This window comes from Streptosporangium subroseum (genome assembly GCF_900188345.1).
Classification (GTDB): Bacteria; Actinomycetota; Actinomycetes; order Streptosporangiales; family Streptosporangiaceae; genus Streptosporangium; species Streptosporangium subroseum.
Window position 1 is genome coordinate 46105 of the sequence record NZ_FZOD01000045.1, and the last position, 24019, is coordinate 70123.

Below are 24019 nucleotides of genomic sequence, written 5' to 3' on the forward strand. Positions count from 1 at the left end.
GACGTGCTCGTGGATGCCTTCGCCATACGCCGAACCCGGTCCGCGCCTCTTAGCGCCGTCAGGTTGGCCGTCACGGCGCCGCCAGTGCTTCCGCGGCGGCTTGTCCGTGATCTGCATCCACCGTGCGAAGTCCCGCCCTTCAGCAGGGTCACCTGGTTCCGCTGCGCCCCGACTGCCGCCAGCCATCGCCACCACAGCAGCAGATCATTGCCGTAGGACCGCAATGTCGACTCCGACCGGTCTTGGGCCTGTAGCTCCCGCAGGAACGCCGCCACCGGCTCGACAACTACTCCGTCGCCGTCTACTACCGGAGGCTCTGACCGAAACCCCTCCGGGACGGCACCCTCACCGCCCGTCCCGGAGGGGGCGCGCACCCATCCAACCTTGCTTTTGAAACAGGCCTTGGATTCGCCCGGCGCACCTACATGCGCGGAGGCGTTAGACGGAGCCTTCAGGAATTAGTCACCCAGTAGTCACTCTCGCTCTGTGCTCAAGGTGAGAGCGAGGACGTTTTTCCTGGTGGACACTACTGGGTTCGAACCAGTGACATCTCGCCTGTAAGGCGATCCGAGCACGTGCCTGACCAGGGCCGACATAAGCCCTGATCTGGAGCTGAAACCCACGGCGATCCACCGGCGTCTGGGCCCGTCCGTGATCGTTGTCACCCAGTTGGTCACTCAGGTACGGCATGCGGCCAGACGGCCTGGCAGCAACGTGAACGCCTATATGGGGGCGAGACGCAGGCTTCACCGAGTAGGCCCGGAGACGGCCTAACCGGTACCTAGAAGAACGCATACATCACGAACGCGATCACCCCGTACGGCGCCGGCGAGGTGCGTCAAGCACCATGACCGAGTCACCGAAGTCGGCCACGGTCTTGAACTGACCTCCGAGCGCCGTCACGTAAGCGGCCAGAGTAGCCACCTCGCTGATGATTCCGCCACGTCATTCCGTCTGTGATCGTGATCCTCCACTTCCTGGCATCGGGATGGGTGAGCCACAGAAGGCAGTCCCCGCCGCCTGTAGATCCGGGCTTAATCCTGTTTTGACGGACATTTGAGATCAAATATTGGATCTTGGGAGGATGCCACATGATGGAGGGCGCGAGGAGGATGAATCCAAGTAAAGGCCTCGCATTCTCAAGCGGGCGACGGCCTTCCCCCTGAAGGTGACGCCACGAAGACGGAGAAACCGCAGACCTCCTTCCTATCTCGTGCTTGGCGCGGCTGATACTTGGGTAGTTCATGGATTTATGGGGGATTCATCCCGCCGTGGACATGAAGCCACTAGTGAGCCCGATTTCTGCCGATCGTCATGGCCCGGTTGGCGTGGCCGCGCCCGGGAGTGGGAGCTTGTCGCCGGACTGCTGCAGGCGACCAAGGTCGGCCGGGGTGGGGTCTTATTGGTTGAGGGCCGATCCGGCGTCGGAAAAAGCCGCCTGCTCGGCATAACCGCCACCGCGTCAGCAAAAGCCGGACTGGCAGTCGCCCAGGGCACCGCGGACGAACTGACCCAACTGATACCGCTGGCCCCGCTGACCTCAGCGCTCGGACAATCGGGCCGCGCGCTTCCCGCCGACGATCGCCTGACCGTCTGCGGTCCGGCCGATCAGCGGTTGCTGCTGGTGGAGCGACTGCAAGGACCGCTGGAGCAGCGAGTGGCTCAAGGACCGCTGCTCCTCACCCTGGACGACCTGCACTGGGCCGACCCGATAACCCTGCTGGCGCTGCGGTCGATGACCAGAGAGCTCGCCTCCTACCCGCTTGTCTGGATGCTGTCTCGCACCAGCGGCAGCGGCGATGACCCCCGCCTCAATTGTCTGTTCGACGTGCTGGAACGTGACGGCGCGAACCGGATCACGCTGGAGGCGCTGGACGAGCGAGCAGTGACCGACGTCATCACCGACGTCCTCGGGGCAGCGCCCGACCCGGACGTGCTGGCCCTGGCCGACATCGCGGACGGCAACCCCTTCCTGCTCGTCGATCTCCTGGAGAAATTCAACGGCGAGGGCGTCTTCCAGATCGCCGATGGCCACGCGCGGATGGTCTCGGCACGGCTGCCGCACGCTCAGGCGATCACCCAGGAACGCCTGGCGGAGTTGTCCGCACCGACCAGGCACATGCTGCAGGGCGCCGGAATCCTGGGCCGTTCATTCTCGGTGAGAGATCTGACCGAAATATTCGGCGAATCGACCAGCGGCCTGTTGCCGATGCTGGAGGAGGCGATGTCGGCCGGCATCGTCGAATCCGCCGGGGACGAGCTCACCTTCCGGCACGACCTGCTGTGGCAGGCGGTGGTCGGGACCATCCCCACCCCCATACGCCGGGCCCTGCACCACAACGCAGCAGAGATGCTGCTCAACCGAGGCGGGTCGGCCGTTCCCGCCGCCGCACACCTCATTCACAGCGTCGGTCGCGGTGATACGTCCGCACTCCTCGGACTGGACCAAGCCGCGCGGGAAGTACTGCGGTCCTCACCTCAGACCGCCGCCGACCTCGCCCTACGGGCGCTCGAACTCAGCGACTCCACCGACCCCGACTGGTTCGGTCGCGCCACCACGGCGGTCGATGCCCTGACGGTCATCGGACGGCTGTCCCAGGCAGCCGATCTCGCCCGTACCGCACTGGGCAGGGCCCCGCCCCGCCACGCCCCTCGCCTGCGATGCGCGCTGGCGCACATCCTGCTGCTGAGCGGCCGACCGGAAGATGCGATATCCGAGGCCGAAAGCCTGCTCGCCCAGCAGGACATCCCCGATGACCTCCGCGGCATCGCCGAATGGACGATGTTCTGGGGGCTTACCTGGCTGAACGACTTCCGGACAGGACGGCAACAGGCGGAAGCCGTGCTGGCCGATCGCGAGCAGCACACCGATGCCGCCGTGGTCGGAGCGCTCCTGCTGCTCGCCCGGTTCGCCATGGTCGATGGGCGGATCGCCGACTCGTTCGCGCATCTTTGCGAAGCCCTGCACATCACCGACACCGGCACCGTCGAAGCCATCCAGCGCCCGTATACGCGCCTGATACTGAGCCTCCACTACAGAGCCGTGCGTCAGTTCGATGAGGCTGACATCGCCATCCAGGCCGCCGAGGAGGAGATCAAAGATCTTGGGCTGACCGTGCTCGCCGCACAACCGGCGCTGTTCCGCTCCGTTCTGAATCTGGGCGCCGGCCGACTTGACGACGCCGCCGCCGAGGCCCAAGCCGGGAAAACGATCGCCGAGGAGCTGGGCACACACGGATTCATCCGCGTCGGGCTGTCCATACTCGCTGTCCTTGCCCTGCGGCGGGGCGACATCGACGCCGCGGTCGGGCACATCGAACGCTTCCAGTCCATACTCGCCGCGCCCGAGATGTTGTTCGGGTCGGTGTGGGAAAGGTGGGTGATGGCGGCGGTGGCCGAGGCCCAAGGTGATATCGGACGGGCGATCGAGGTACTCCACACCATTTACACCGACGAGGAGGAGCGGCGCTGGACACTCCTCACGACGCCTCTCACGGCCGCCTGGATGACCCGGCTGGCGCTGGCCGCGGCGAACCGTCCGTATGCGCAGGCCATGGTTGACACGGCTGAGTACCTGGCCCGAAACAACCCGGACTTCCCCGTCTTCGCCACCACGTTCGCCCACGCCCGCGGCATTTTCCATCAGGATCCCGGCGCGTTGGCCGCCGCCGCCGATCAGCCCGAACCGTGGGCACGCGCCTTGGTCGCCGAAGATCTTGGCGTCTTGTGGGCCGGTGCTTCCGGCGCCGATGCCCCGGCGAAGGCCGTCGACAGCCTGGACCAGGCACTCGAAGGCTACGAGCGCATCGGTGCGCTCTGGGACGTGGCCCGGGTGCGAGCCCGGCTGCGGGCCCTGGGTGTGCGGCGCCGTCACTGGGCGCAATCTCAGCGGCCGTCTTTCGGATGGGACAGCCTCACCGACACGGAACGCGCGGTGGCCGGCCTGATCGCCCGGGGGATGACCAACCGCCAGGCCGCCGCGCGTATGTTCCTCTCGCCTCACACGGTGTCCACTCATCTTCGCCGTATGTTCGGCAAACTCGATATCGCATCCCGTGCCGAACTGGCCCGCATCGTCGCCGAAGAATGCCCCGAGCTCCCCAAAGGCGCTTAAGCCCGAGAGTCGGTTAGCGTTTCCCTTGATTACCAACAGCCCAATTCGGCAAATTCATGGCCTCTTGGTCCCGAAGCAATCGCTGTACCGGTTCAATGTGGCTTGGGACCACGCTCTTCCTGCCGGGATCGTCCGTCAGTGTCCGCAGGCGTTCGGGGACGTTGTCACCCGGTTGGTCACGAAGACGGTTCATCGGAAGTAGATCCCGTCACCCAGAACTTGCGCTCTCTGCGCTTCCTATCGACGCTGATTTTGGTGACACCCCCACAGCACCTCGGCAGCGAGCGGGATTTCCTGCGCGCCAGGTGACCGGTGTCCGTCGATCAGGCCGCGTGCGGCTCGAACCAGACCGAGCCCAGATCATGACCGGAAGTAAGACGGACGTCGGCGTTCAGCGCCGCAGCCAGATGTCGCAGCAAAGCGATCGTCGGCGCGGTTCCACCTTCCTCAATGCACTCGACCTCATCCTCGGTCATGCCGGCACGCTCGGCCAGCTCTGCCACGGTCAACCCAAGTGCGCTACGCCGGTCATACAACGCCTTACCGAAGGCCAATGCCTCCCGGATCATGATCCGTTCGGGATCTTCGGCCTGGGGTTCAGGTCGCACCCAGCGGGTGTGATACCCAGTCATCACGCCTGCCTCATAAATCTCAGCCACCGGCCCATGATGGTCGCGTTCGCAGATCTTCTGCGCCCGGACCGCCCTGTCAATCTGTCGCTGATCGTGCTGCTTGGTCTTACGGAAAGCCGTGAGCAACACGATCGTCCCACCCGGAGTGCACAGGCTTCCGCGACTCCTCCGCCCACACGTCCCGCCCGTTGCGTCACAACTCGAAAGCATGGGTGGCCGAACCGGTCAAGCAGCCCGTCGTCCTGTATGTAGCAGCGCAGGTGCGTCATCGGCGATTCGTCTCCGCATCCCTGGCGTAAGGAGATTTGCCAGCCTTGTCGAGCGAACCTCTTCGACCTGGCCGAATCTCCGGCCCAGATATGAGCCAGAAGTTATATTCTAGAGATGACCTGGGAGATCGTCCTACTGGACCACGTAGAGTCCTGGTTCCTGAAGCTCTGTGAGAGTGATCCAGACTCGGCGATCCTCGTCGAGAAGGCGATCGACCGGCTCGCCGAGGTCGGCCCCACCCTTGGTCGCCCCTTGGTGGACACGTTGGAGGACGACGACCTGAACAACCTCAAGGAGCTCCGTCCAGGCTCGCGAGGGCGATCAGAGATTAGAATCATCTTCATCTTCGACCCGACAGAGAAGCGGTCTTTCTCGTAGCCGGAGACAAGGCAGGCAAGTGGTCGCGCTGGTATGACGAGGCGATCCCGCTGGCCAAGTCTCGCTACATGGAGTACCGCGCGGAGAAGAAGGCCGAGAAGACGAAGGAGGACAGGCGATGAGCCCTGCGCGCCGCTGGCAGGAGGTCAAGGCTGAGGCCCACCGGCTCCATCCCGAGCTGGCCGCTCCCGAGCGTCAGGCTGCCGCCGAAGCCGAACTGGATGCATACGTGGCGGGCTATCACCTGAAAGAGCTGCGTAAGTCACTGGGCAAAACCCAAGCCGAGGTCGCCGCCGCGCTCGGCATCTCCCAGTCACGGGTCTCCCAGATCGAAAACGGTGACCCCGACGCCATGGAGCTGGAGACTCTCCGGGCCTACGCGGCCGCGCTGGGCGGGCACGTCGAGGTGACGATCAGCGTCGGCCCGCACTCCGTCAAGGTCGCCTGAAGACGAGCCGGGCTCATCTGAGGCGGCTCCCTCTGCGGCATACAGGATCGCTCACCATGCCGCCCCGGATACGCAGCTAAGACCAATCACACGGTGATAGTACGAAACCCCATCCAGAAAGCTTGGATGGGGCTGTTTTGGCTGGTGGGCATACTGGGTTCGAACCAGTGACATCTCGCTTGTAAGGCGATCCGAGCAGGGACACGACCAGGGCCGATACCAGCGCTGACCTGGGCGTACGGTCCACGACCGTCCACCGTCGTCCGCCCCCGTCCGGGGTCGTTGTCACCCAGTTGGTCACTCACCCACGCCGTCTTCTTCAGCGAAGTCATTATCGATCTCGAAGGAAGCGAAGAACGGAAGTTCCCGCTCGACAGACCTCCTTGGCAGGCTCGGCTCCGGAACCGAGCGAAACTCCTTCTCAGGCCATCGCAGCATAGAGATGTCTCCATGATTTCAGGGGATTGCCAGCGACCTGTGCCGCTTTTACGCTCCGTCCATGGCGGACATCAGCTATCTCGAAGCGTGGCAGATGTGGCTCCAGGGAAAGCCCACCATTGGGAACGACATGCTCGGTGTGCCGATGTTGTGGTGGGGGCGCGCTGGGAAGATCCTCACGTTTGTAGCCGGCGCCGTAGTCCTCATCGACCTGGTCGGGCCAGAGAAGCTCTCTCGCTACGGTGACCGCCTAGTGCGGTTAATGACTGCCCAACCCGTTTTGAGGCCCGTCGGTGCTGGCTTTGCCGCGGGAACAATCGCCTCGCTACTCATCATCGGGGTTACTGAGCCAATGGGGAACTCACAGGCGCGGGCCTGGCTCGCGGTGGCGGGCGGCGGCACGGCAGCCTTCCTGGTGTTTATTATCGGCTTCGCGTTACAGCATCCTAATTTCGCCTCGGTGGCACGGTGGGTATCTGTGGGGCTGCTCCTGATCGGCTTCCACTTCGACCTGCTCGCCTCTTAGACGATCCCAACAGGGGCATGGCCAGAACCGATACCGGCGCTAACCTGGGCTTACGGTCCACGAATGTCCACCGTTGTCCGCCCCCTTCCGGGGTCGTCCTCACCCAGTTAATCACCCAGAACTGGCGCTCTCCGCAGGCTTGCGCGGCTCCTCCGCCCAGACGTCCCGGCCGTTGCTCCACAGCTCTGAGGCGTGGTAGCCGAACCGGTCGAACAACCCGTCGTCCTGATAGCGGCGCAGGTGCATCATCGGCGAGTCGTGGCCGACCAGCTTGGCCAGGTGCGGCGTCACAAGCATCTCGGAGTCGAAGCGGAAGACGCTCATCGCGATGTGCTCGTCTCCGAAGCGCGCCTCGATGCCGGGCACGTTCCGAACCTGCTCGATCTCCGAGAGGGTGATCCTGATGCGAGTGGAGACGGTCAGCGGGACGTTCTCCACCTCTTCGCGCCGGCGGGTGACCTCGCCGTCCGGGTCGCCGATCAGGAAGCGGATCTTGCATCCCTGCTCGGCCTTGCGCTTGAGGACCTTGGCGAGGTTGGGGTGCTCCAGCCACAGGAAGTAGTTGGTGTATCCGGCGAACACGATCTCGTTGCGGGCCGAGCTGATCAGGTTGCGCCAGATCGACTTGGGGCACGCCGACCGGTAGGGGTAGACGGTCAGGACTTCCCGGTCCGGCCCGGTCTTCACGGTGTTACGGATAGCCTCTGGCCACAACATGGACGTATCAACTCCTAATGCCTCGGCGGCGGTCAGCTGGTGCCGAAGGTGCGGGACTCGTGCCTCATCCTGTAACCAGCGTTCCACCGTCTTAACATCCACCCCGCATCGGTCTGCCAGCTTTTGATTGCTCAGCTTCGCATCGAGCATGGCGCGGCGTAAGGGGACGTTGGCCACGGTGCACCTCAGGGTGTGAGGACGTCAGGGACGTTTTCGACTCTAACTTTGAAACGTCCTGGACGTCTCTGGAACGCGGTGGGTTCGTCGCCCAAATGGAATGACGCTTACTCCATGTCAACCCCCGTAATTCTGGAAGACCTCCAGGCGGCTTTTCCCGGATGGTGCATTTGGCGTAGTTCTGCGGGTCGTTTATGGGCCACCCGGAACGGTCGGCACCTTACCGATGAAGAGGTGAATCGTGGCCTCTACCAGACAATCGATGCCGACGATGTTGCCGAACTCGCCCAGCGACTCCGTGACCAGGAGGGGCTGGAGTCATGAATGCCACAGGCAGGAAAGCGCCGGCTCAGCGATGTCCGGCAGCCCTGGCTGCTGAACATCTGCGGATCGGCCTCGAACACTGCGGCGTCGCAGCCGATGTCCGCGAAGGCCACAGCGTCGCCCTGGTCTCCATCTGGACCAATCTCGTGGTCTGGACGGACGGGCTTGCCTACCGCTGGTGGACGGGAAAGATCTCACCGAAGACGGGCCGCCGCCTGTACAGAGTTTACGGCGTAGATAACCCGGCCACCGTCGCCCACTGTGTCGCTCAGCGGTACGAAGAACTTCGCAAAGCGTCCTGTCGGTTCGAGGGCCTCGCGGAGCGCACGTCGTGATTCTGCTCGACGAGTGCCTGAGCCCACATGTGCCAATGCCGCAGCGAGATCACATTCGATTGAACTGGCAACCGCCGTACTTGGCACTTGAGCGGGCACGCTCAGTGGCCTGGACCTGTTGGTGCCGTGCAACGGTCTATGAACTTTATGAGGGTGCCGGTCGGGCGTTCCTCCGTCGAACCTTGCAACTCGATGACGGCCATCAGGTCCACGAGACCTCCATCTGGTCGATTAGCAAAGCTCGGGCGACTTGGATGGCGCTGCTGTCCGGAGGAGTCCGATAGGACAGGCGTGACGGCGTGGATTTGGAGGGACGATGTCGCCACGCCTTCCGAGGTGCCAGGAGTCAGCCGGGTGATTCCAGGCCCATCCCTCCTCCGTCCCCAATAGCTGCCGACCTCGTGGCCCGATTGAGGGGTCAATTCCGACTTCGCGTGCCCCTTGACCCGCTACGTGCACCGTTGATCACACCCAACGTGCACAGACGGAGTTGACGCCGATTGAGGCACACGAACACTTCAGGCAGCGGGGACGGGAGAGACTGCCTCCACCTTGCACATTGAGACGTTAATTGTTCTGCTTAGACAAGCGGTATCGTTCTTCAATCAACATTTCAACTAGCACTTTTTTAAGATAGGCGTGCCGTCCGATCATCGACATATTTCCAGCCAGCCCGTACGCGGACAAGAACTCTCCGTCCGGACCCTTAACCGCAGTCTTGACGGAATCCGGTCGGGGCTTTACGCGAACGAAGGCCGGCAGGCCATACCGAATCACAACCCAATTCGCCCAAAGCCGAGCAGTAGTTCCGTTGCTATTGGGGAAAGGATGAATGCGCACCCACTCGCCGTGAGCAAAAGCGCAAGCCTCTATTATCGCCATATCGGTATCAGCTGGCGGCTCCTCCCCCGAGGGAAGTTCCGCATCTAGTTGCTTTATATATTCACCAAGTTTTTTTTCAAAGAGAGATAACTCGCTTGCGATCTCATGCGGCTGACAAGCTTCACGTCCCCCAACTTGGACCCTGGAGACACTGATCTCGCCGACACCTTCCCCACGGAACTTACCGACGATCTCTGGGTCTGCAAGACGAACACCATCGAGGGATTTGCTGTACCAGGCACGCACAAGATCTAGAGACACTGGATCGCGTCGCCGAGCAGACAAAAACACGTCCTGGCGGACAATCTCGAAATTCCGGACAATTCGGTCACGAGTGCTGGGGTCGGCGTCATCCCAGGGGAAGGGGGTAGAGGCTCTAGTCGGAGGTCCCAAAGTTTGTGGCGTCCTCCCAGGTCGGATCCATCGGATCCAACGTCGGAATCCCGGGGCGGAGCTCATCATACGCCGATCTCTCAGCATCATTAATGAGCTCTAGCTCCTCAGCATACTGGGCCGCCGTAGGAACCACCTTCGGAGCACGAGCGAGGAGGGCAGCAGCGCTGTCTTCGATGATCTGATACCCCTCCTCTTCCAAGCTTTCCAACACACCGGGCCCACCTGCCAGCAGCCGCTCTTTCCGAGAAGGTTGCCCGTACTGCAACCAGTCGCGAGTCCGGAGATCACCAATTTCTGTCACCAGAACTGCAATAAGCGCATGCAGCCGTAACAGAGGATCAATTTTGGACGAGCGCGGTGTGGAATTAGGATTATTTTGCCAGTAGTAATAAGTAGATGCACCTAGGTCCGCAATTTGCGAAACCTCTTCAACGCTTAAAGTAAGCCAGTCCCTCAGCTCATCCATGGCGCGAACGCCGATGTGAATATTCGGCTTAAACGCACCTGAATTCTCCTTGACTTCCGCCTGACTTAAGTCAATCGGAGCGACATTAATTGCACCCAGAGTTCCGGTTTCACTTATTAGAGTGAATGACATTTCACGTTGCAGGGGTGCATCAAAAATTGTCCGCGACGAGAAGAGGACTAGGAAGCCCTCCACCATCTTTCTAGCAGCCTGGATAGCGGAGGAAACTCTTTCAACGGGCGGCTCGACGATTAGAATCTGAGGAGGATGCCCAGAAGAAAACGCTGCAGGGTGATATTCATCGCCAGTAGCAGGTCCCTCGAAGAACTGGCAAGAACGGAGCGAACGCTGCAAAGCCGTGTGGATTGTTTGCTCTGCAAGTGTGAGGGAGTCCGTAGGCCGGTCCTGAAGAGCCGTCATGCGTTTAGTCCTTCTACTCAGATTGCCCTAGTTTTTCAAGCAGGTCTGCCGTAACTAGCTGATGAAATACGGAAACGCTCGTATCATTTAGGACATCTGCCGCGCTAATGATGGATTCAATATCGAAGGGGGCTGCAGCCTCACGATAAGAATCCAAGTCCACAAGAAATCCTAGTTCGCCCGAATCTTGACGAACTGGACCTATCCTTACAGTGCACGTAATTTCATCCGAAATCTGCATCACTGAATGCTGCTGAGCTGCGATTACTCCAGGCCCAAGCGTGGGATGTAACGCAAGTCCCAGCGCTTCGGGGTGGATGTATTTAGACCATGCTTCCATCGTTTCGCCGGCACCAAAAGTGAATAGGTTAACGAATCGCAATCCAAGTCGCTGCTCAACTGCAGGACATTCAACTTTGGCCACGGCTTCTAGTAACGAACGGAACCTGACACGCATATCATCCCATCCGGGAAATTCGCTTGTCTCGATAGCCAAGCTATCTGGCAATACCGAAAGCGTCCATTTATTCTCCGGATCAGACGTGAAACGCCATCCTCGCTCAGAAGCATGCTGAACCTGCTCCGCCGGTAAGGCAGCACCAGGTGTGACCGTAACTCGGCTGGCTTGAAGCTGGGTGAGCTTCGGATAGCTTCCGCTTCGCCCGCCCAGTGCCTCATAGATCTTTCGGCCTGCACCACTTTCAGCCAAGCGATCTTGGTTGTCGATGCGGACCTGGCAGACGACGAGCGGGAGCGCTGGTGTAGCAAGACGTCGGCGGTCCGGTGCGGGGAGCGAGATAGGCACTGATCCTCCGAATCGCTAGGAAACTATAGGGTAGTTGTAGGCCGACCCTACCTCCTGCTTTATATAACGCAAGGGTCTCTCTGTCTCACAGCAAGGTAGCGATAGCGTCAAGAACCTGCTGGTCACACTGAGTTACGTAGCACTTCGCGGCTTTTGCCACATGTCAACGCCGACAAACTCTCTAGGTCTCCTGGACCGCGCAACCATGGATCGACCAGAGCGCAGACAGCCAGCGCAATGCCGGAGACAACCTGAGGAGGCCCGAAGCGGTTGGGCCGGCGGCGAAGTGGCAGGCGGCAGCGCGCATCAGAGGCCGCGAGTGTGTTCGGTTCGGTGGGTGCTCGGTGCGGTGGGGCGGGGCGGAGCTGCTGCCAGCCGGGACCGGCCGCCAGAGCCGCATGCCCGGCTGGCGGGCGAGCGCAGGGCCGCCCGCGGCGGCGCGGAGCGCTGCCGCCTTGAACCAGTAAAGAAACTTTGAGCCCACTACACCCTGAGTGAGACCTGTCCATCCGATCCGGCCTGGTCATGCTCCCTGGCTGCTGCGGCTTCGAAGCGATCGCCAGGGGCTTCGATCTCGGTGAACTCCAGCGGGCGGCCGTCCCTGCTGAGCATCAGCCGGCGGACCAGCAACAAGGGAGTACCGATGGGCTCCATGTTGAGGTCTTCGTAGGTCTCGCCGTAGGGCATCTGGCTGTGGACCGAGGTGATCCAGCGCAGCGGCCCATGGGTGCGCTCCAGATGGGCGTAGTAGTCCTCGGGCTCGATCTCAGAGTCGATCTCCATACCTCTGCCTTCGCCGGTAATCATGGCGACCTGGTCGGCCAGGAGATAGGAGTACAGGTGGATGCGGGCGCGGGTCTTGGTGTGCTGCCAGTATGCGTAGCGGTAGACGCCCATGCGGCCTCGGCGCACGCCCAGAACGTCGGCTTTGCTGCCTTCGATGCTCATGAACAGCGCCGAATTCGGGTTGACCTGGGCTGCGGTGCGTTCGGCCTCGCTGGCGACGGTGACGTGTTCCCATCCCTGCTTGGCGGGGTCGTAGGTGGGGCTAAGCAGGTCTTCGCGCGCTGAGCCGCCCATGAGGATCAGGCGGCGATCGGGGGTGGGGCGGACAAAGGTGCCGCGGCCGTGGGCGACGGTGAGCAGTCCTTCGCCGACGAGTTGGGCGATGGCCTTGCGGATCGTCGGGCGTGAGGTGGCGTACTCGTTGGCGAGGAACGCTTCGCCGGGGAGTGCCTGTCCCGGTTGGTAGTGGTCTTGGACCACGTCGGAGCGCAAGAGGTCGGCGATGATTCGCCACCGGGCTGCGCCCTTGTCGTCGGTCATGCCGATGTCCTCCTTCTTCCACGTTTGCTCTTTACAAGAGGTAGCACGTGTTGTTTACCATGTCCACATGGGCCAAGACGTAGCACGTGTTGAAGCACCTGTCGGGAGCGAGCAAAGGAGGACGCCATGAACAGCACGGAGGAACCACAGCACCGCACCATCGACCAGCAGCCGGAATGGCTGGTCGATCTCGCCCGGGTAATCAACGATCCGGGCTACGACCGGTGGCGCTCGATGGTCGCGGCGACCGGAGGATGTGCCCACCCGGTGCACCTGGCGGGCGAGTCGTTGATCGTCAATGCGGCCAGCGGTGAGGTACTGCACAGCTACCGCACGACGGATGAGCCGTCCGGGCATCTGCTGGTGGCCTGCGGCAACCGGCGGGCCTCGGTGTGTGCGTCCTGCTCGGAGGTCTACCGGGCCGACACCTTCCAACTCATCCGAGCTGGCCTGTCTGGCGGCAAGGGTGTCCCACAGGAGGTGAGCGGACATCCTCGGGTGTTCGTCACGCTCACCGCTCCCTCATTCGGGCCGGTGCACACGGCGAGAGAAGAACGGGACGGTGCGGGCCTGCCGTCCCCGCAACCGCGACAGAGTCTGTGAGCACGGCCATCCGGTCGGCTGCCATGCTCGCCACGAGCCGGGAGACGAACGGCTCGGGCAACCCATCTGCGGCGACTGTTACGACTATGTGGGCGCGGTGCTCTGGCAAGCTCACGCGGGTGCTCTCTGGCACCGCTTCACCCTGGAAGTACGGCGCACCCTGGCCAGCGAGGCAGGGCTGAGCCGCCGGGAGTTCGCCAAGCGGGTCCGGGTGTCATTCGCCAAGGTCGCCGAATACCAGCGGCGCGGCCTGGTGCACTTCCACGCCATCGTCAGGCTCGACGGTCCGGACGGTAGCAGTGAAATCCCTCCGGACTGGGCCGATCACGACCTGCTCACTCGGGCGATCCCTCCGGCCGTCCAGCGAGTCACGGTCACCTCTCCCCCGAGCGATCTCGGCCGATGGGATCTGATCTGGGGGGATCAACTCGATATCCGGCCTATCCTGCTCGACCAAACGGCGGACGGACTCAGTGAGCGAGCGGTGGCCGGCTACATCGCCAAGTACGCGACGAAGGGTGCTGAAGCCTCCGGCACCGTCGATCACCGGCTGTCGTGTCCGGCCTGCGGCGGTCGTGGGCGGCTGCGCCTGATGGCCTCGTGCGGGCGCTGTCACGGGACGGGCTTGAAACCGGGGCTGCACCTGGACGCGCTCCCGGTCACCGCGCATGCCCGGCGGATGATCCGCACCTGCTGGGAGCTGGGCGCACGCCCGGAGTTCACCGCGCTCTGGCTACGGCCTTGGTCGCACATGCTGGGATTTCGCGGCCACTTCTCATCCAAGTCACGCCGCTACTCCACCACCCTCGGCGATCTCCGGCAGGTGCGCGCCACCCACCGCGCAACGAAGGCACGTGAGCGGAACGGGCTCCCCCTCCTGGGCGACGAGACGACGCTCGTTCTCGGCCACTGGCGGTTCGCCGGATCGGGCTACTCCCCCGGTGAGGCGATCATGGCCGAACACATCCGCCAGAAAGTCGCCACCGCTCGGAAGATCGCCACCGAGCGGGAGGACGGATGACAGCACCCGGACCGCCCGGCGAACGGCGGCTCTACCGCATATGCGATGCCATGCACCTGCTCAGCATGAGTCGCAGCGTGATCTATGAGCAGATCAGGGCGGGCCGTCTGCGCTCCGTCACCCAGGGCCGTACCCGGCTGATCCCGGCCTCGGCCATCTCCGACTACATCGATCTCCTCGAACGGGAAGCGAGAGCAGCATGACCATACGACGCAGCCGGGGAGACGGCGGCCTGCACTGGGACGAGACCCGCGAACGCTGGATCGCCTCGGTGACGGTCGGCTACACCCCGGCCGGGAAGCGCATCGTCAAGAAGGCCAGCGGCAAGAGCAAGACGGAGGCCAAGGACAAGCTCAAAGAGATCATCCGCGACTACGACGACGGCCTGGCCATCGCGCCGGCGAACTACACGGTGACCGATGCCGTGAAGTACTGGCTGCAACATGGCCTGGCCGGGCGCTCGGCGACCACGGTGAAGATGTACACCACATACGCCGACAAGCACGTGATCCCCGCGGTGGGAGCACGCAAGCTGCGTGACCTGTCGGTGGAGGATGTTGACCGGTGGCTGGCGAGCAAGACGGACGAGCTGAGCACCCGGTCGCTCAAGCTGATCCACGGCATCCTCAACCGGTCGGTGAAAAGCGCCATGCGGCGCGACAAGGTGAAGCGGAACGTCGTCGATCTCTGTGAGATCCCAGATGGGCGCGAGGGCCGTACCTCCAAGGCACTCACGCTCGCGCAGGCCGGTTCCATCATCGCCCTGGCGGAGCAGGCCAACCCGCGCATGCGGGCGTATGTGGTGCTCTCGCTGCTGATCGGTGCTCGTACGGAGGAACTGCGCGCGCTCCTGTGGTCTCATGTCGTCGCGTTCGACGAAGAGCGCAAGGCGTGGCTGCCGGTCACCGAGACGGGCTGGGAAAACGAGCAGTTCGCGATCTACGTGTGGCGGTCCGTGCGGCAGAAGGGAGACACCAAGACCGTCAAGTCGCGCCGTTCCCTCAAGCTCCCCCGACGATGCGTGGAGGCGCTGCGGGCACTCCGAGAAGAGCAGGAGAAGACAGGCGGGAAGCTCTCCGGCACGGAGGGCCTTGTCTTCTCCACCTTGAAAGGAACCGCCATGAGCGCGGGGAATGTGCGCCGCGATGTACGGAAGATCATTGAGAAGGCGGGACTCCGTGGCACCGACTGGACTCCTCGCGAGATGCGGCACAGCTTCGTCTCGCTGCTGTCGGACTCGGGCGTTCCGATCGAGGACATCTCACGGCTCGTGGGGCACCGGAACACGGTGGTCACGGAGACGGTCTATCGGAAGCAGATCCGGCCGGTGCTCATGCAGGGAGCGGAGGCCATGGACGACATCTTCGGGAGTTAGTCACCCAGTTAGTCACTCGCGCCCCGTTCCGAAGATCGGATACGGGGCGTTTTGGCTGGTGGGCACTACTGGGTTCGAACCAGTGACATCTCGCTTGTAAGGCGAGCGCTCTACCGCTGAGCTAAGCGCCCGGGAAATCCCGTCGGACACACGGGACAACACCCTACGCCACCCGAGGGGATTTCAGTACATCGAGCGGCCACGTGGCGCCCGCGTCAGGGACTCCGGCTGCGCGCCAGCCCAGGAGGGCCGCACCGAGCATGCCGGCGCGAACGCCCAGGACCGCCGGGCGGAGGGGAGGGGCCTCGCGGAAGGTGAGGCGGCTCTGGAGGCGTTCGGCCAGAGGATCGGACAGAAGGCGTCCGGCTTCGGCCAGACCGCCCCCGAGGACGATCGCGGAGGGATCGAGGAGCAGCGTGTAGGTGGCGAGGGCGAGGGACAGGGCCTCGACCGCGTCGTCCCACACTTCCCTGGCCACGGGATCACCGGACGCTGTCAGCGCGGCGACCTGCTCGGCCGTGACAGGCACGGCAAGCGGAGCGGGCGAGGCGACAGAAGCGGGCGTGGCGGAGGAAGCGGGCGTGGCGAGTGAGGTGGGCGTGCCGGACGTGGCCGGCGTGGCGGCGACGCGAGCGGAGTAGCGGCGGCCCACGGCGGAGGCGGAGGCGTAGGTCTCCAGGCAGCCGATCTGGCCGCAGGCACACGTCTCCCCGTTGGGAAAGACCGGGATGTGGCCGATCTCCCCGCCCCAACCGGCGGTCCCGCCGTACGGCTCGCCCTTCAGGATCACCGCGCCCGCGATGCCGGTGCCGATGGGCAGGAACAGGAAGTCGGAGAGTTCGCGGCCCGCGCCGAGCACGCTCTCGGCGAGACCACCGGTACGCACGTCGTGACCGAGCATGACGGGCACATTCAGTGGGACGAAGTCCGCCGCGGGAACGTCGCGCCAGCCGATGTTGGCGGAGTAGAGCGCCGCGTCCGCGGTGACCAGGCCGGGTACGGCCAGGCCGACCCCGGCGGGGGTGCCGCCGCCGGTGACGGCGAGCTCGTCGATGAAGGACCGGATGGCTTCGACAACGACGGCGGGGCCCTTGTCGCGCGGGGTCACGCGGCGGTCGGTAAGGATGATCTCGCCCGAACGACCGACGAGGCCGCCCTTCATGGACGTGCCACCGACGTCAAGGGCCACAACGAAGGAGCTCATGCACGCATCCAGCGGGTCGAAGGGGCGGAACCGAGCCTGATGACCTTAGCGCACACCAAAATGACCGCCTCCACTATGCCCATCGGCGGACGTGGAGCAGGTTGACGAGCGTCACCAGGTTCATCGGCACAGTGAAGTGGATCAACGAGCATCACCGGGTTCATCGGTGCACTCGAGTGGAAACGAGCGTTGACAGGCTCCTCGATGCACTCTAAGTGGATCAACAAGCATCAACGAGCTCATAAGCACGCTCGAAGCGGATCAACGAGTATCACCGGGTTCATAGGTGCACGTGAAGCGAATCAACAAGCATCAACGAGCTCATAAGCACACTCGAAGCGGATCGACGAGCATCATGCTCACCGGTGCGCTGAAAGCTCAGCGGACAAGCTCAGTGAACCCGGCCGAGGACCCGGTTCAGTGCCGCCTCCACCTCGTCCGCGAGGCCGGGCGCGTGGGACACCGCGAGCTGGTCGCCACTTCGCGCGAGCCGTACCGAGCCGCAGGACTTGCATTCCACCTCGCCGAGCCGGCAGATGAGCGCGACGGAGCCACATGAGGAACACGCGTCGAGGTTGAGATCGTGTGCGCGCTGGCAGTCCGGGCAGATGAGCACCTGCGTTTCCTGGCGCACCCCGCGTTTCCACGGGCTCGCGCCACGGACCGGGTCGGTCTGCCTGGCCCCGCAGGAGAAGCAGGGCATGATCGCCTCCGAGAGGTCGAGACCGACGGGCGCCATGCGGGCGTCTGCCGGATCACCGCTTAGGAAAGTTCGGCGAGCACCTTGTGGTACTCGGCGATGTCGCGCGCCTGCGGGGTCGGGTTCACCACGCTCCAGCGGACCACGCCCTCGCCATCGATGATGAAGGTGCCCCGGGTCGCGAAACCCTTCTTCTCATCGAAGACACCGTACGCCCGCGCGACCTCCCCATGCGGCCAGAAATCGGAGAGCAGGGGAAAGTTGTAACCTTCCCGGTCCGCCCACGCGCGGTGACTGAACATGGAGTCGACCGAAACGGTGAGCACCCGGACGTCTTCGGGCACGGTGGCGACGAACTCGTCGCGGATGGCGTTGAGCTCACCGCTGCACACGCCGCTGAACGCCAGGGGATAGAAGATCAGCACGACTTTTTTGCCCCGGTGGTCCGAAAGCTTGACCGGAGTGCCGTACTGGTCCTTCAGCTCAAAGTCCGGAGCCTGCCTCCCCACCTCGACCGCCATGCCCCTGCGTCCTTTCACCGGATAACAACCGCCCATCGTCCTGCCGTGCGGCTCGCGCGAGCCGCACGGCAGGACGGACCCTCAACGGCGCGTCTTGGGCGTGGCCAGCCGCGTCCCCGACCAATCAGGGGCGGCACTGATGCTTTTGGTATCCGAGAGGCCTGCGGTCTTGGCGTTGTCCCCGATATCACTGGGCTCCACGTGCCCGTCCCTGCCAACCTTGGGAGTGAGCAGCCAGATCTGGCCGCCGTCACTCAAGTTGGGAAGCACTTCGCTCAGGGCGTCGAACAGATCACCGTCGTCATCGCGCCACCACAGCAGCACGACGTCGACGACGTCCTCGAAGTCTTCATCGACCAGCTCGTTACCGGTCAGCTCCTCGATGGAGTCGCGCAGTTCCTGGTCGGCGTCTTCATCCCATCCGACCTCCTGCACCACCTGACCCGGCTTGAGGCCGAGCCGTTCGGCCAGGCCGCGTTCGCCTTGCGCCTGACCCGCGGTCGCGCTCACGTTTGTCCCTCCTGCTTGAATGGCCCCGCAATCACACGGTGCTCAAAGTGCTTCGGCACAGTCCACACGCTGTGACCCTCAGTCGTCAACGGTCGCCACGGCAACGAGTGTGCTACGTATGAATTAGTCCGACAAAAATGACAAACGGACCTGGCGTTCCCGATTGTCGATGTTGAGATCCACTACGGCGATGGATTGCCAGGTTCCCAGCGCGAGCCGCCCCGACAGAACCGGGACGGTGGCGTACGGAGGAACGAAGGCCGGCATGACGTGCGACCGTCCATGCCCTCTGGATCCGTGCGCGTGCTTCCATCTGTCATCGGCCGGAAGGAGGTCCTTCAAGGCCGTGAGCAGGTCATCGTCGCTACCCGAGCCCAGCTCGACCAGCGCGATCCCCGCGGTCGCGTGGGGCACGAAAACATGCAGCAGACCGTCGCCCCCACATGACCGGACGAAGCTCTCGCACTCGGAGGTGATGTCGTGCACCCGCTCACGGGAACCCGTTACCACCTCGATCGTCTGAGATCTCACATACTGATCCTACGATCCATCCTGAGCTGCGACGACGAGCGCGCCCGATACCCCGCGTCACGGAGAACAGCAGATGGTGTGTCCGAGGGGCGCACGTTGCATGTTTTGAGGGCCGCGATCGGAGCGCCGGAACGCGTCACGCACCTGCGGATGACGCTGTCTGTCCTGCGGGGAACGTCCAGGATCTCCCGCGGAGGGTGTGCCGGATCTAGAAAGGATCTAGAGAGAAGGCGGGGGCCGGATTCCCGGAGCCGGGAGAGGGTAAAAAAAGAGCGAGCTACATGTAACCTTTGGTGGCAATTCGTCCTACCATCGGTGGTCTAGGCCACTTTCGTGCCTCTGCCTGCAGGAAACCCTGGTTACCGGTCAGTAGAGATGCACTTTCCGGGGTAAGCCACCAGGATGGAAGACGACCTACACCAGACAAAAGTCCATCCTCGGAAGGCGAGACCCAGTGGCTTCCGGACGCCAGCGTTTCTCGGTCATCAGCGACGGCCTACCCAGCCAACTGCCTGATGTCGACCCCAGCGAGACCCAGGAGTGGCTCGAGTCGCTCGACAACGTCATCAAGACGGAGGGTCGAACGCGCGCCCGTTACCTGATGCTTCGGCTGTTGGAACGGGCTCGCGAGAACCAGGTCGGCGTGCCCGGCCTGCGGAGCACCGACTACATCAACACCATCCCCCCGGAACGCGAGCCCTGGTTCCCCGGCGACGAATACGTCGAACGCCGCATCCGCGCCTACACGCGCTGGAACGCGGCCGTCATGGTGACCCGGGCCAACGCCCGCACCAACGTCGGCGGCCACATCGCCACCTACGCCTCGGCCGCGTCGCTCTACGAAGTGGGCTTCAACCACTTCTTCCGCGGCAAGGACCACGGCGAGTCCGGAGACCAGGTCTTCTTCCAGGGTCACGCGGCCCCGGGCATCTACGCCCGCGCATTCCTGGAGGGCCGCCTCAACGAGGCTCAGCTCGACGCCTTCCGGCAGGAGCTGTCGCACGGCTTCAAGGGCCTGCCCTCCTACCCGCACCCGCGCCTGATGCCCGACTTCTGGGAGTTCCCCACGGTCTCCATGGGTCTCGGTCCGATCGGAGCCATCTACCAGGCCCGGTTCAACCGTTACCTGCTGAACCGGAAGATCAAGGACACCAGCCGCAGCCACGTCTGGTGCTACCTCGGCGACGGCGAGATGGACGAGCCCGAGTCGCTCGGCGCGATCGGCCTGGCCGCCCGCGAGGAGCTCGACAACCTCACCTTCGTCATCAACTGCAACCTGCAGCGTCTCGACGGCCCGGTGCGCGGCAACGGCAAGATCATGCAGGAGCTGGAGTCCTACTTCCGGGGCGCCGGCTGGAACGTCATCAAGGTCGTCTGGGGCCGCGACTGGGACCCGCTGCTGGCGGCCGACGTCGACGGCGTGCTCGTCAACAAGATGAACACGGTCCCCGACGGTCAGTTCCAGACGTACTCCGTCGAGTCCGGCGAATACATCCGCGAGGACTTCTTCGGCGGCGACCCGCGCCTGCGCAAGATGGTCGAGCACCTGTCGGACGAGGACATCCGCAAGCTGCCGCGCGGCGGTCACGACTACCGCAAGGTGTACGCGGCCTACAAGGCGGCCAGTGAGCACGTCGGCCAGCCGACGGTCATCCTCGCCCAGACCATCAAGGGCTGGACGCTCGGCAAGGACTTCGAGGCGCGCAACGCGACGCACCAGATGAAGAAGATGTCGAAGGCCGACCTGAAGGAGTTCCGCGACCGGCTCTACCTGCCGATCCCCGACTCCGCCCTCGAGGCCGACCTCCCGCCCTACTTCCACCCGGGCGAGAACGACCCCGAGATCGAATACATGAAGGAGCGCCGCGCGGCCCTGGGCGGTTTCCTGCCCAAGCGCGTGCTTCGCGCCAAGCCGATCAAGCTCCCGGGCGACGCGGCCTACGCGCAGCTCAAGAAGGGCTCGGGCAAGCAGAACGTCGCCACCACCATGGCCGTCGTCCGCCTGCTCAAGGACCTCATGCGCGACAAGGAGATCGGCCACCGCTTCGTGCCGATCATCCCGGACGAGGCGCGCACCTTCGGTCTTGACGCGATCTTCCCGACCGCCAAGATCTACTCGCCGCACGGCCAGACCTACCAGGCCGTGGACCGCGAGCTGCTGCTGTCCTACAAGGAGTCGACCGAGGGTCAGATCCTGCACGAGGGCATCAGCGAGTCCGGCTCGATGGCCTCGACGATCGCCGCGGGCACGGCGTACGCCACGCACGGCGAGCACATGATCCCGTTCTACATCTTCTACTCGATGTTCGGCTGGCAGCGCACCGCCGACCAGATGTGGCAGCTCGGCGACCAGATGGGCCGGGGCTTCCTGCTCGGCGCCACCGCCGGCCGCACCACGCTGAACGGCGAGGGCCTGCAGCACGAGGACGGTCACACCCCGCTGATCGCCTCGACGAACCCGGCCGCGGTCTCCTACGACCCGTCGTGGGGCTACGAGCTGGCCCACATCGTCCAGGACGGTCTGCGGAGGATGTACGGCGACAAGCCGGAGAGCATCTTCTACTACCTGACCATCTACAACGAGCCCTACCCCCAGCCGGCCGAGCCCGAGGGCCTGGACGTCCAGGGCCTGCTCAAGGGCCTTTACCGGTTCGCCCCGGCTCCGGCCGTCTCCGGTCCGAAGGCCAACATCCTGGTATCCGGCGTGGCCGGGCCGTGGGCCATGGAGGCTCAGCGGATGCTGGCCGAGGAGTGGGGCGTGGCGGCCGAGGTCTGGTCGGCCACCTCCTGGTCGGAGCTGCGCCGCGAGGCGCTCGCCGTCGAGGAGCACAACCTGCTCAACCCCGACGCCGAGCAGCGGGTGCCGTACGTGACGCAGGCCCTGTCGGCGGCCCAGGGACCGTTCATGGGCGTCAGCGACTACATGCGTGCGGTGCAGGACCAGATCTCCCAGTGGATTCCGGGTGACTGGACCTCGCTCGGCACCGACGGCTTCGGCCTGTCGGACACCCGGTCGGCGCTGCGCCGCCATTTCCACGTGGACGCGGCCTCGATTACGCTGGCCGTGCTCACCCAGCTGGTGAGGCGGGGCGAGCTCAACGCCGGGGTGTTGAGCGACGCGATCGCCAGATATCACCTGAAGAACGGCGTGACCGAGGCCGGTGGCGCCGAGAGCAACGACGTCCAGTCCATGGGACTGTGATCACTACCGGGCGGGTTCTCCTTTCTATGGAGAGCTCGCCCGGTTAGGGTTGAAACGCTTCCCCCGAGCGAACGGCCTCCGGGGGACGAACCACTCCCCCGGGCGAATGACTTCTGGGGAGCATGTAATGCGAAGAACGCTAAGGGCGGCCGCCGTAGCCGCGGTCCTCTCTACCGCGCTGGCCGCCTGCAGCGGCACCATCGGCCGGAACAGCGCCGCCCTCGTGGGGGGACCGGACACCGATCCGAGCACCGCCGGGTCCGCGGGCGCGATCGCCTGGACCACCTGCACCGACATCAGGCGTCCCGACGGGCAGATCGCCAAGCCCGACCCCTCGTTGCAGTGCGGAAGGCTCACGGTCCCGCTCGACTACACCAAACCCGACGACCTGTCCCTGGACATCGCCGTCATCCGTACCAGGGCCACCGGCCCCGGCCCGCGGATCGGCTCCCTGATCTTCAACTTCGGCGGCCCCGGCGCCTCCGGCGTCGACACCCTGGCGCAGGCGGCCAAGGTCTTCGGCTCCCTGGGCGCCCGCTACGACCTGGTCAGCTTCGACCCGCGCGGGGTGGAGCGCAGCTCCGGCGTCAGGTGCGGCACCGACGAGGACATGAACAAGTACACCTCGCTGAACACCCTGCCCACCAACGAGGCCGAACGGGCCGAGATCGACGCGGGCACCAAGGCCTTCGTCGACGCCTGCGGCCGGACGGCCGCCAAGCTCCTTCCCTACGTCGGCACCGTGAACGCCGCCCAGGACCTGGACCGCCTCCGCGCCGCCCTGGGCGACAGCAAGCTCAACTACTTCGGCATCTCGTACGGCACGCAGCTCGGCGCGATCTACGCGACCAGGTTCCCCAAGAACGTGAACCGGATGGTGCTGGACGGCACCCTGGACCCCAGCGCCACGCTGGAACAGCGCACTCTGGCCCAGACGACCGGGTTCCAGCATGCCTACGAGTCCTTCCTGAAGGACTGCGTCAAGGAAGCCGGGCAGTGCGAGATCGGCGCCGACACGACCATCGCCGACAAGAACGTCGAGAAACTCCTGTATGACCTGAAGGCCAAGCCGATCAAGGTCGGCAACCGCACCCTCACCCAGGGACTGGCCAGCACCGCCATCTCCGCCGCCCTGTACTCACCGCTGACCTGGCCGCTGCTGGACCGGGCCGTGGCCGAGGGCCTGAAGGGCGACGGGCGGATCCTGCTGGCCCTGGCCGACAACTACAACGGCCGCCTGCCCGACGGCGGCTACACGACTCTCATGAGCAGCTTCCCCGCCATCAGCTGCGCGGACACCGCGGAGCGTCCGACCAAAACGGAGCTGGACAGGACCGAGGCCGAGTCGCTGAAGCTCTCCCCGCTGTTCGGCAGCTCGGGCCTGGGCAGCATCTGCACCCTGTGGCCGGTCCCCGGCAGTGACGAGGCCAGGAAGGTCAACGCCGCCGGCTCGGCGCCGATCTTGGTGATCGGCAACACCGGTGACCCCGCCACTCCGTACGAGTGGGCGCCCAAGCTGGCCAATGAGCTCGGCACCGGTGTGCTGCTGACCTACAGGGGGCAGGGACACGCCTCCTACCTGTCCGGCGACCCGTGCGTCAAGAAGACCGTCGACAACTACCTCCTCGACGGGAAGATCCCGGCGAAGGGGGCCACCTGCCCCGCGCCCTGACCGTCCGGCAGACGCCCCGCCCGGCC

The 24019-nt window shown here is 64.3% G+C and carries 22 protein-coding genes and 1 tRNA gene; 11 read left to right on the plus strand and 12 right to left on the minus strand.

Translation table 11 applies throughout. The features are described 5' to 3' along the window. Positions 1–1213 precede the first annotated feature (1213 nt). A complete protein-coding gene (locus CHC08_RS32860; protein ID WP_143653425.1) occupies positions 1214–4114 on the plus strand; it encodes a helix-turn-helix transcriptional regulator in 2901 nt (966 codons plus the stop codon). 323 nt (positions 4115–4437) lie between these two features. On the opposite strand, the gene CHC08_RS32865 is transcribed toward CHC08_RS32860, so the two are convergent. Then, complete coding sequence (locus CHC08_RS32865; RefSeq protein ID WP_245878696.1) at positions 4438–4875, minus strand: helix-turn-helix domain-containing protein; 438 nt, start codon at positions 4873–4875, stop codon at positions 4438–4440. Positions 4876–5130: 255 nt separating this feature from the next. On the opposite strand from CHC08_RS32865, the gene CHC08_RS32875 reads away from it, so the two are divergent. From CHC08_RS32875 to CHC08_RS32885, 3 genes are all read left to right on the plus strand, one after another. Beyond that, positions 5131–5394 carry a type II toxin-antitoxin system RelE/ParE family toxin gene (locus tag CHC08_RS32875; RefSeq protein WP_338055710.1) on the plus strand — a complete coding sequence of 88 codons (264 nt, stop codon included), beginning with the start codon at positions 5131–5133 and terminating at the stop codon, positions 5392–5394. A 118-nt stretch (positions 5395–5512) separates the two neighbouring features. Then, entirely contained in the window at positions 5513–5842 is a 330-nt protein-coding gene (locus tag CHC08_RS32880) for a helix-turn-helix domain-containing protein (protein ID WP_089211277.1), read from the plus strand. Between the two features lie 499 nt (positions 5843–6341). After that, entirely contained in the window at positions 6342–6806 is a 465-nt protein-coding gene (locus CHC08_RS32885; RefSeq protein ID WP_089211278.1) for a hypothetical protein, read from the plus strand. A 111-nt stretch (positions 6807–6917) separates the two neighbouring features. Here CHC08_RS32885 and CHC08_RS32890 read toward each other — a convergent pair whose 3' ends face one another. Then, positions 6918–7493 carry a hypothetical protein gene (locus CHC08_RS32890; protein WP_245878697.1) on the minus strand — a complete coding sequence of 192 codons (576 nt, stop codon included), beginning with the start codon at positions 7491–7493 and terminating at the stop codon, positions 6918–6920. 527 nt (positions 7494–8020) lie between these two features. On the opposite strand from CHC08_RS32890, the gene CHC08_RS48650 reads away from it, so the two are divergent. After that, entirely contained in the window at positions 8021–8359 is a 339-nt protein-coding gene (locus CHC08_RS48650) for a hypothetical protein (protein WP_143653426.1), read from the plus strand. 567 nt (positions 8360–8926) lie between these two features. Here the strand turns inward: CHC08_RS48650 and CHC08_RS32900 are convergent. The 4 genes from CHC08_RS32900 to CHC08_RS32910 all read right to left on the minus strand — a co-directional run bounded on the left by CHC08_RS32900 (position 8927) and on the right by CHC08_RS32910 (position 12654). After that, positions 8927–9487, minus strand: a complete 561-nt coding sequence (locus CHC08_RS32900) for a Fic family protein (protein WP_218825606.1) — start codon at positions 9485–9487, stop codon at positions 8927–8929. Positions 9488–9617: 130 nt separating this feature from the next. Then, positions 9618–10523: a hypothetical protein gene (locus tag CHC08_RS48655; RefSeq protein ID WP_143653427.1), complete on the minus strand. Its 906-nt coding sequence runs from the start codon at positions 10521–10523 to the stop codon at positions 9618–9620. 13 nt (positions 10524–10536) lie between these two features. After that, on the minus strand, positions 10537–11328 hold the full coding sequence (locus tag CHC08_RS32905) for a TIGR04255 family protein (protein ID WP_089211282.1): 792 nt from the start codon (positions 11326–11328) through the stop codon (positions 10537–10539). Positions 11329–11811: 483 nt separating this feature from the next. Continuing rightward, positions 11812–12654, minus strand: coding sequence for a GntR family transcriptional regulator (locus CHC08_RS32910; protein ID WP_089211283.1), 843 nt, complete (start codon positions 12652–12654; stop codon positions 11812–11814). 126 nt (positions 12655–12780) lie between these two features. Here CHC08_RS32910 and CHC08_RS51830 point away from each other — a divergent pair, with 126 nt between their 5' ends. From CHC08_RS51830 to CHC08_RS32925, 4 genes are read left to right on the plus strand one after another with little or no spacing between them, the layout of a single operon-like run. After that, a complete protein-coding gene (locus CHC08_RS51830) occupies positions 12781–13257 on the plus strand; it encodes a replication initiator (protein ID WP_245878698.1) in 477 nt (158 codons plus the stop codon). Beyond that, complete coding sequence (locus CHC08_RS32915; protein ID WP_245878699.1) at positions 13217–14278, plus strand: replication initiator; 1062 nt, start codon at positions 13217–13219, stop codon at positions 14276–14278. The genes CHC08_RS51830 and CHC08_RS32915 overlap by 41 nt, the downstream gene beginning before the upstream one ends. Next, positions 14275–14481: a helix-turn-helix domain-containing protein gene (locus CHC08_RS32920; RefSeq protein ID WP_089211284.1), complete on the plus strand. Its 207-nt coding sequence runs from the start codon at positions 14275–14277 to the stop codon at positions 14479–14481. Before CHC08_RS32915 ends, CHC08_RS32920 begins: the two co-directional genes overlap by 4 nt. Next, the gene (locus tag CHC08_RS32925) at positions 14478–15653 is read left to right on the plus strand and encodes a site-specific integrase (protein ID WP_089211285.1); all 1176 of its coding nucleotides are present in this window, start codon (positions 14478–14480) and stop codon (positions 15651–15653) included. Before CHC08_RS32920 ends, CHC08_RS32925 begins: the two co-directional genes overlap by 4 nt. 56 nt (positions 15654–15709) lie before the next feature. Here CHC08_RS32925 and CHC08_RS32930 read toward each other — a convergent pair. From CHC08_RS32930 to CHC08_RS32955, 6 genes are all read right to left on the minus strand, one after another. Further along, positions 15710–15784, minus strand: a tRNA-Val gene (locus CHC08_RS32930). 32 nt (positions 15785–15816) lie between these two features. Next, on the minus strand, positions 15817–16857 hold the full coding sequence (locus tag CHC08_RS32935; RefSeq protein WP_089211286.1) for an ROK family protein: 1041 nt from the start codon (positions 16855–16857) through the stop codon (positions 15817–15819). A gap of 391 nt (positions 16858–17248) precedes the next feature. After that, positions 17249–17596, minus strand: a complete 348-nt coding sequence (locus tag CHC08_RS32940; RefSeq protein WP_245878700.1) for a hypothetical protein — start codon at positions 17594–17596, stop codon at positions 17249–17251. A gap of 23 nt (positions 17597–17619) precedes the next feature. Further along, positions 17620–18078, minus strand: a complete 459-nt coding sequence (locus CHC08_RS32945) for a peroxiredoxin (protein ID WP_089211287.1) — start codon at positions 18076–18078, stop codon at positions 17620–17622. 81 nt (positions 18079–18159) lie between these two features. After that, positions 18160–18588: a DUF3052 domain-containing protein gene (locus tag CHC08_RS32950; protein WP_089211288.1), complete on the minus strand. Its 429-nt coding sequence runs from the start codon at positions 18586–18588 to the stop codon at positions 18160–18162. A 123-nt stretch (positions 18589–18711) separates the two neighbouring features. After that, positions 18712–19119, minus strand: a complete 408-nt coding sequence (locus CHC08_RS32955; protein ID WP_089211289.1) for a secondary thiamine-phosphate synthase enzyme YjbQ — start codon at positions 19117–19119, stop codon at positions 18712–18714. 454 nt (positions 19120–19573) lie between these two features. On the opposite strand from CHC08_RS32955, the gene aceE reads away from it, so the two are divergent. Then, entirely contained in the window at positions 19574–22321 is a 2748-nt protein-coding gene (gene aceE / locus CHC08_RS32960) for a pyruvate dehydrogenase (acetyl-transferring), homodimeric type (protein ID WP_089211290.1), read from the plus strand. A gap of 127 nt (positions 22322–22448) precedes the next feature. After that, positions 22449–23993 carry an alpha/beta hydrolase gene (locus CHC08_RS32965; protein ID WP_089211291.1) on the plus strand — a complete coding sequence of 515 codons (1545 nt, stop codon included), beginning with the start codon at positions 22449–22451 and terminating at the stop codon, positions 23991–23993. Positions 23994–24019 lie beyond the last annotated feature (26 nt).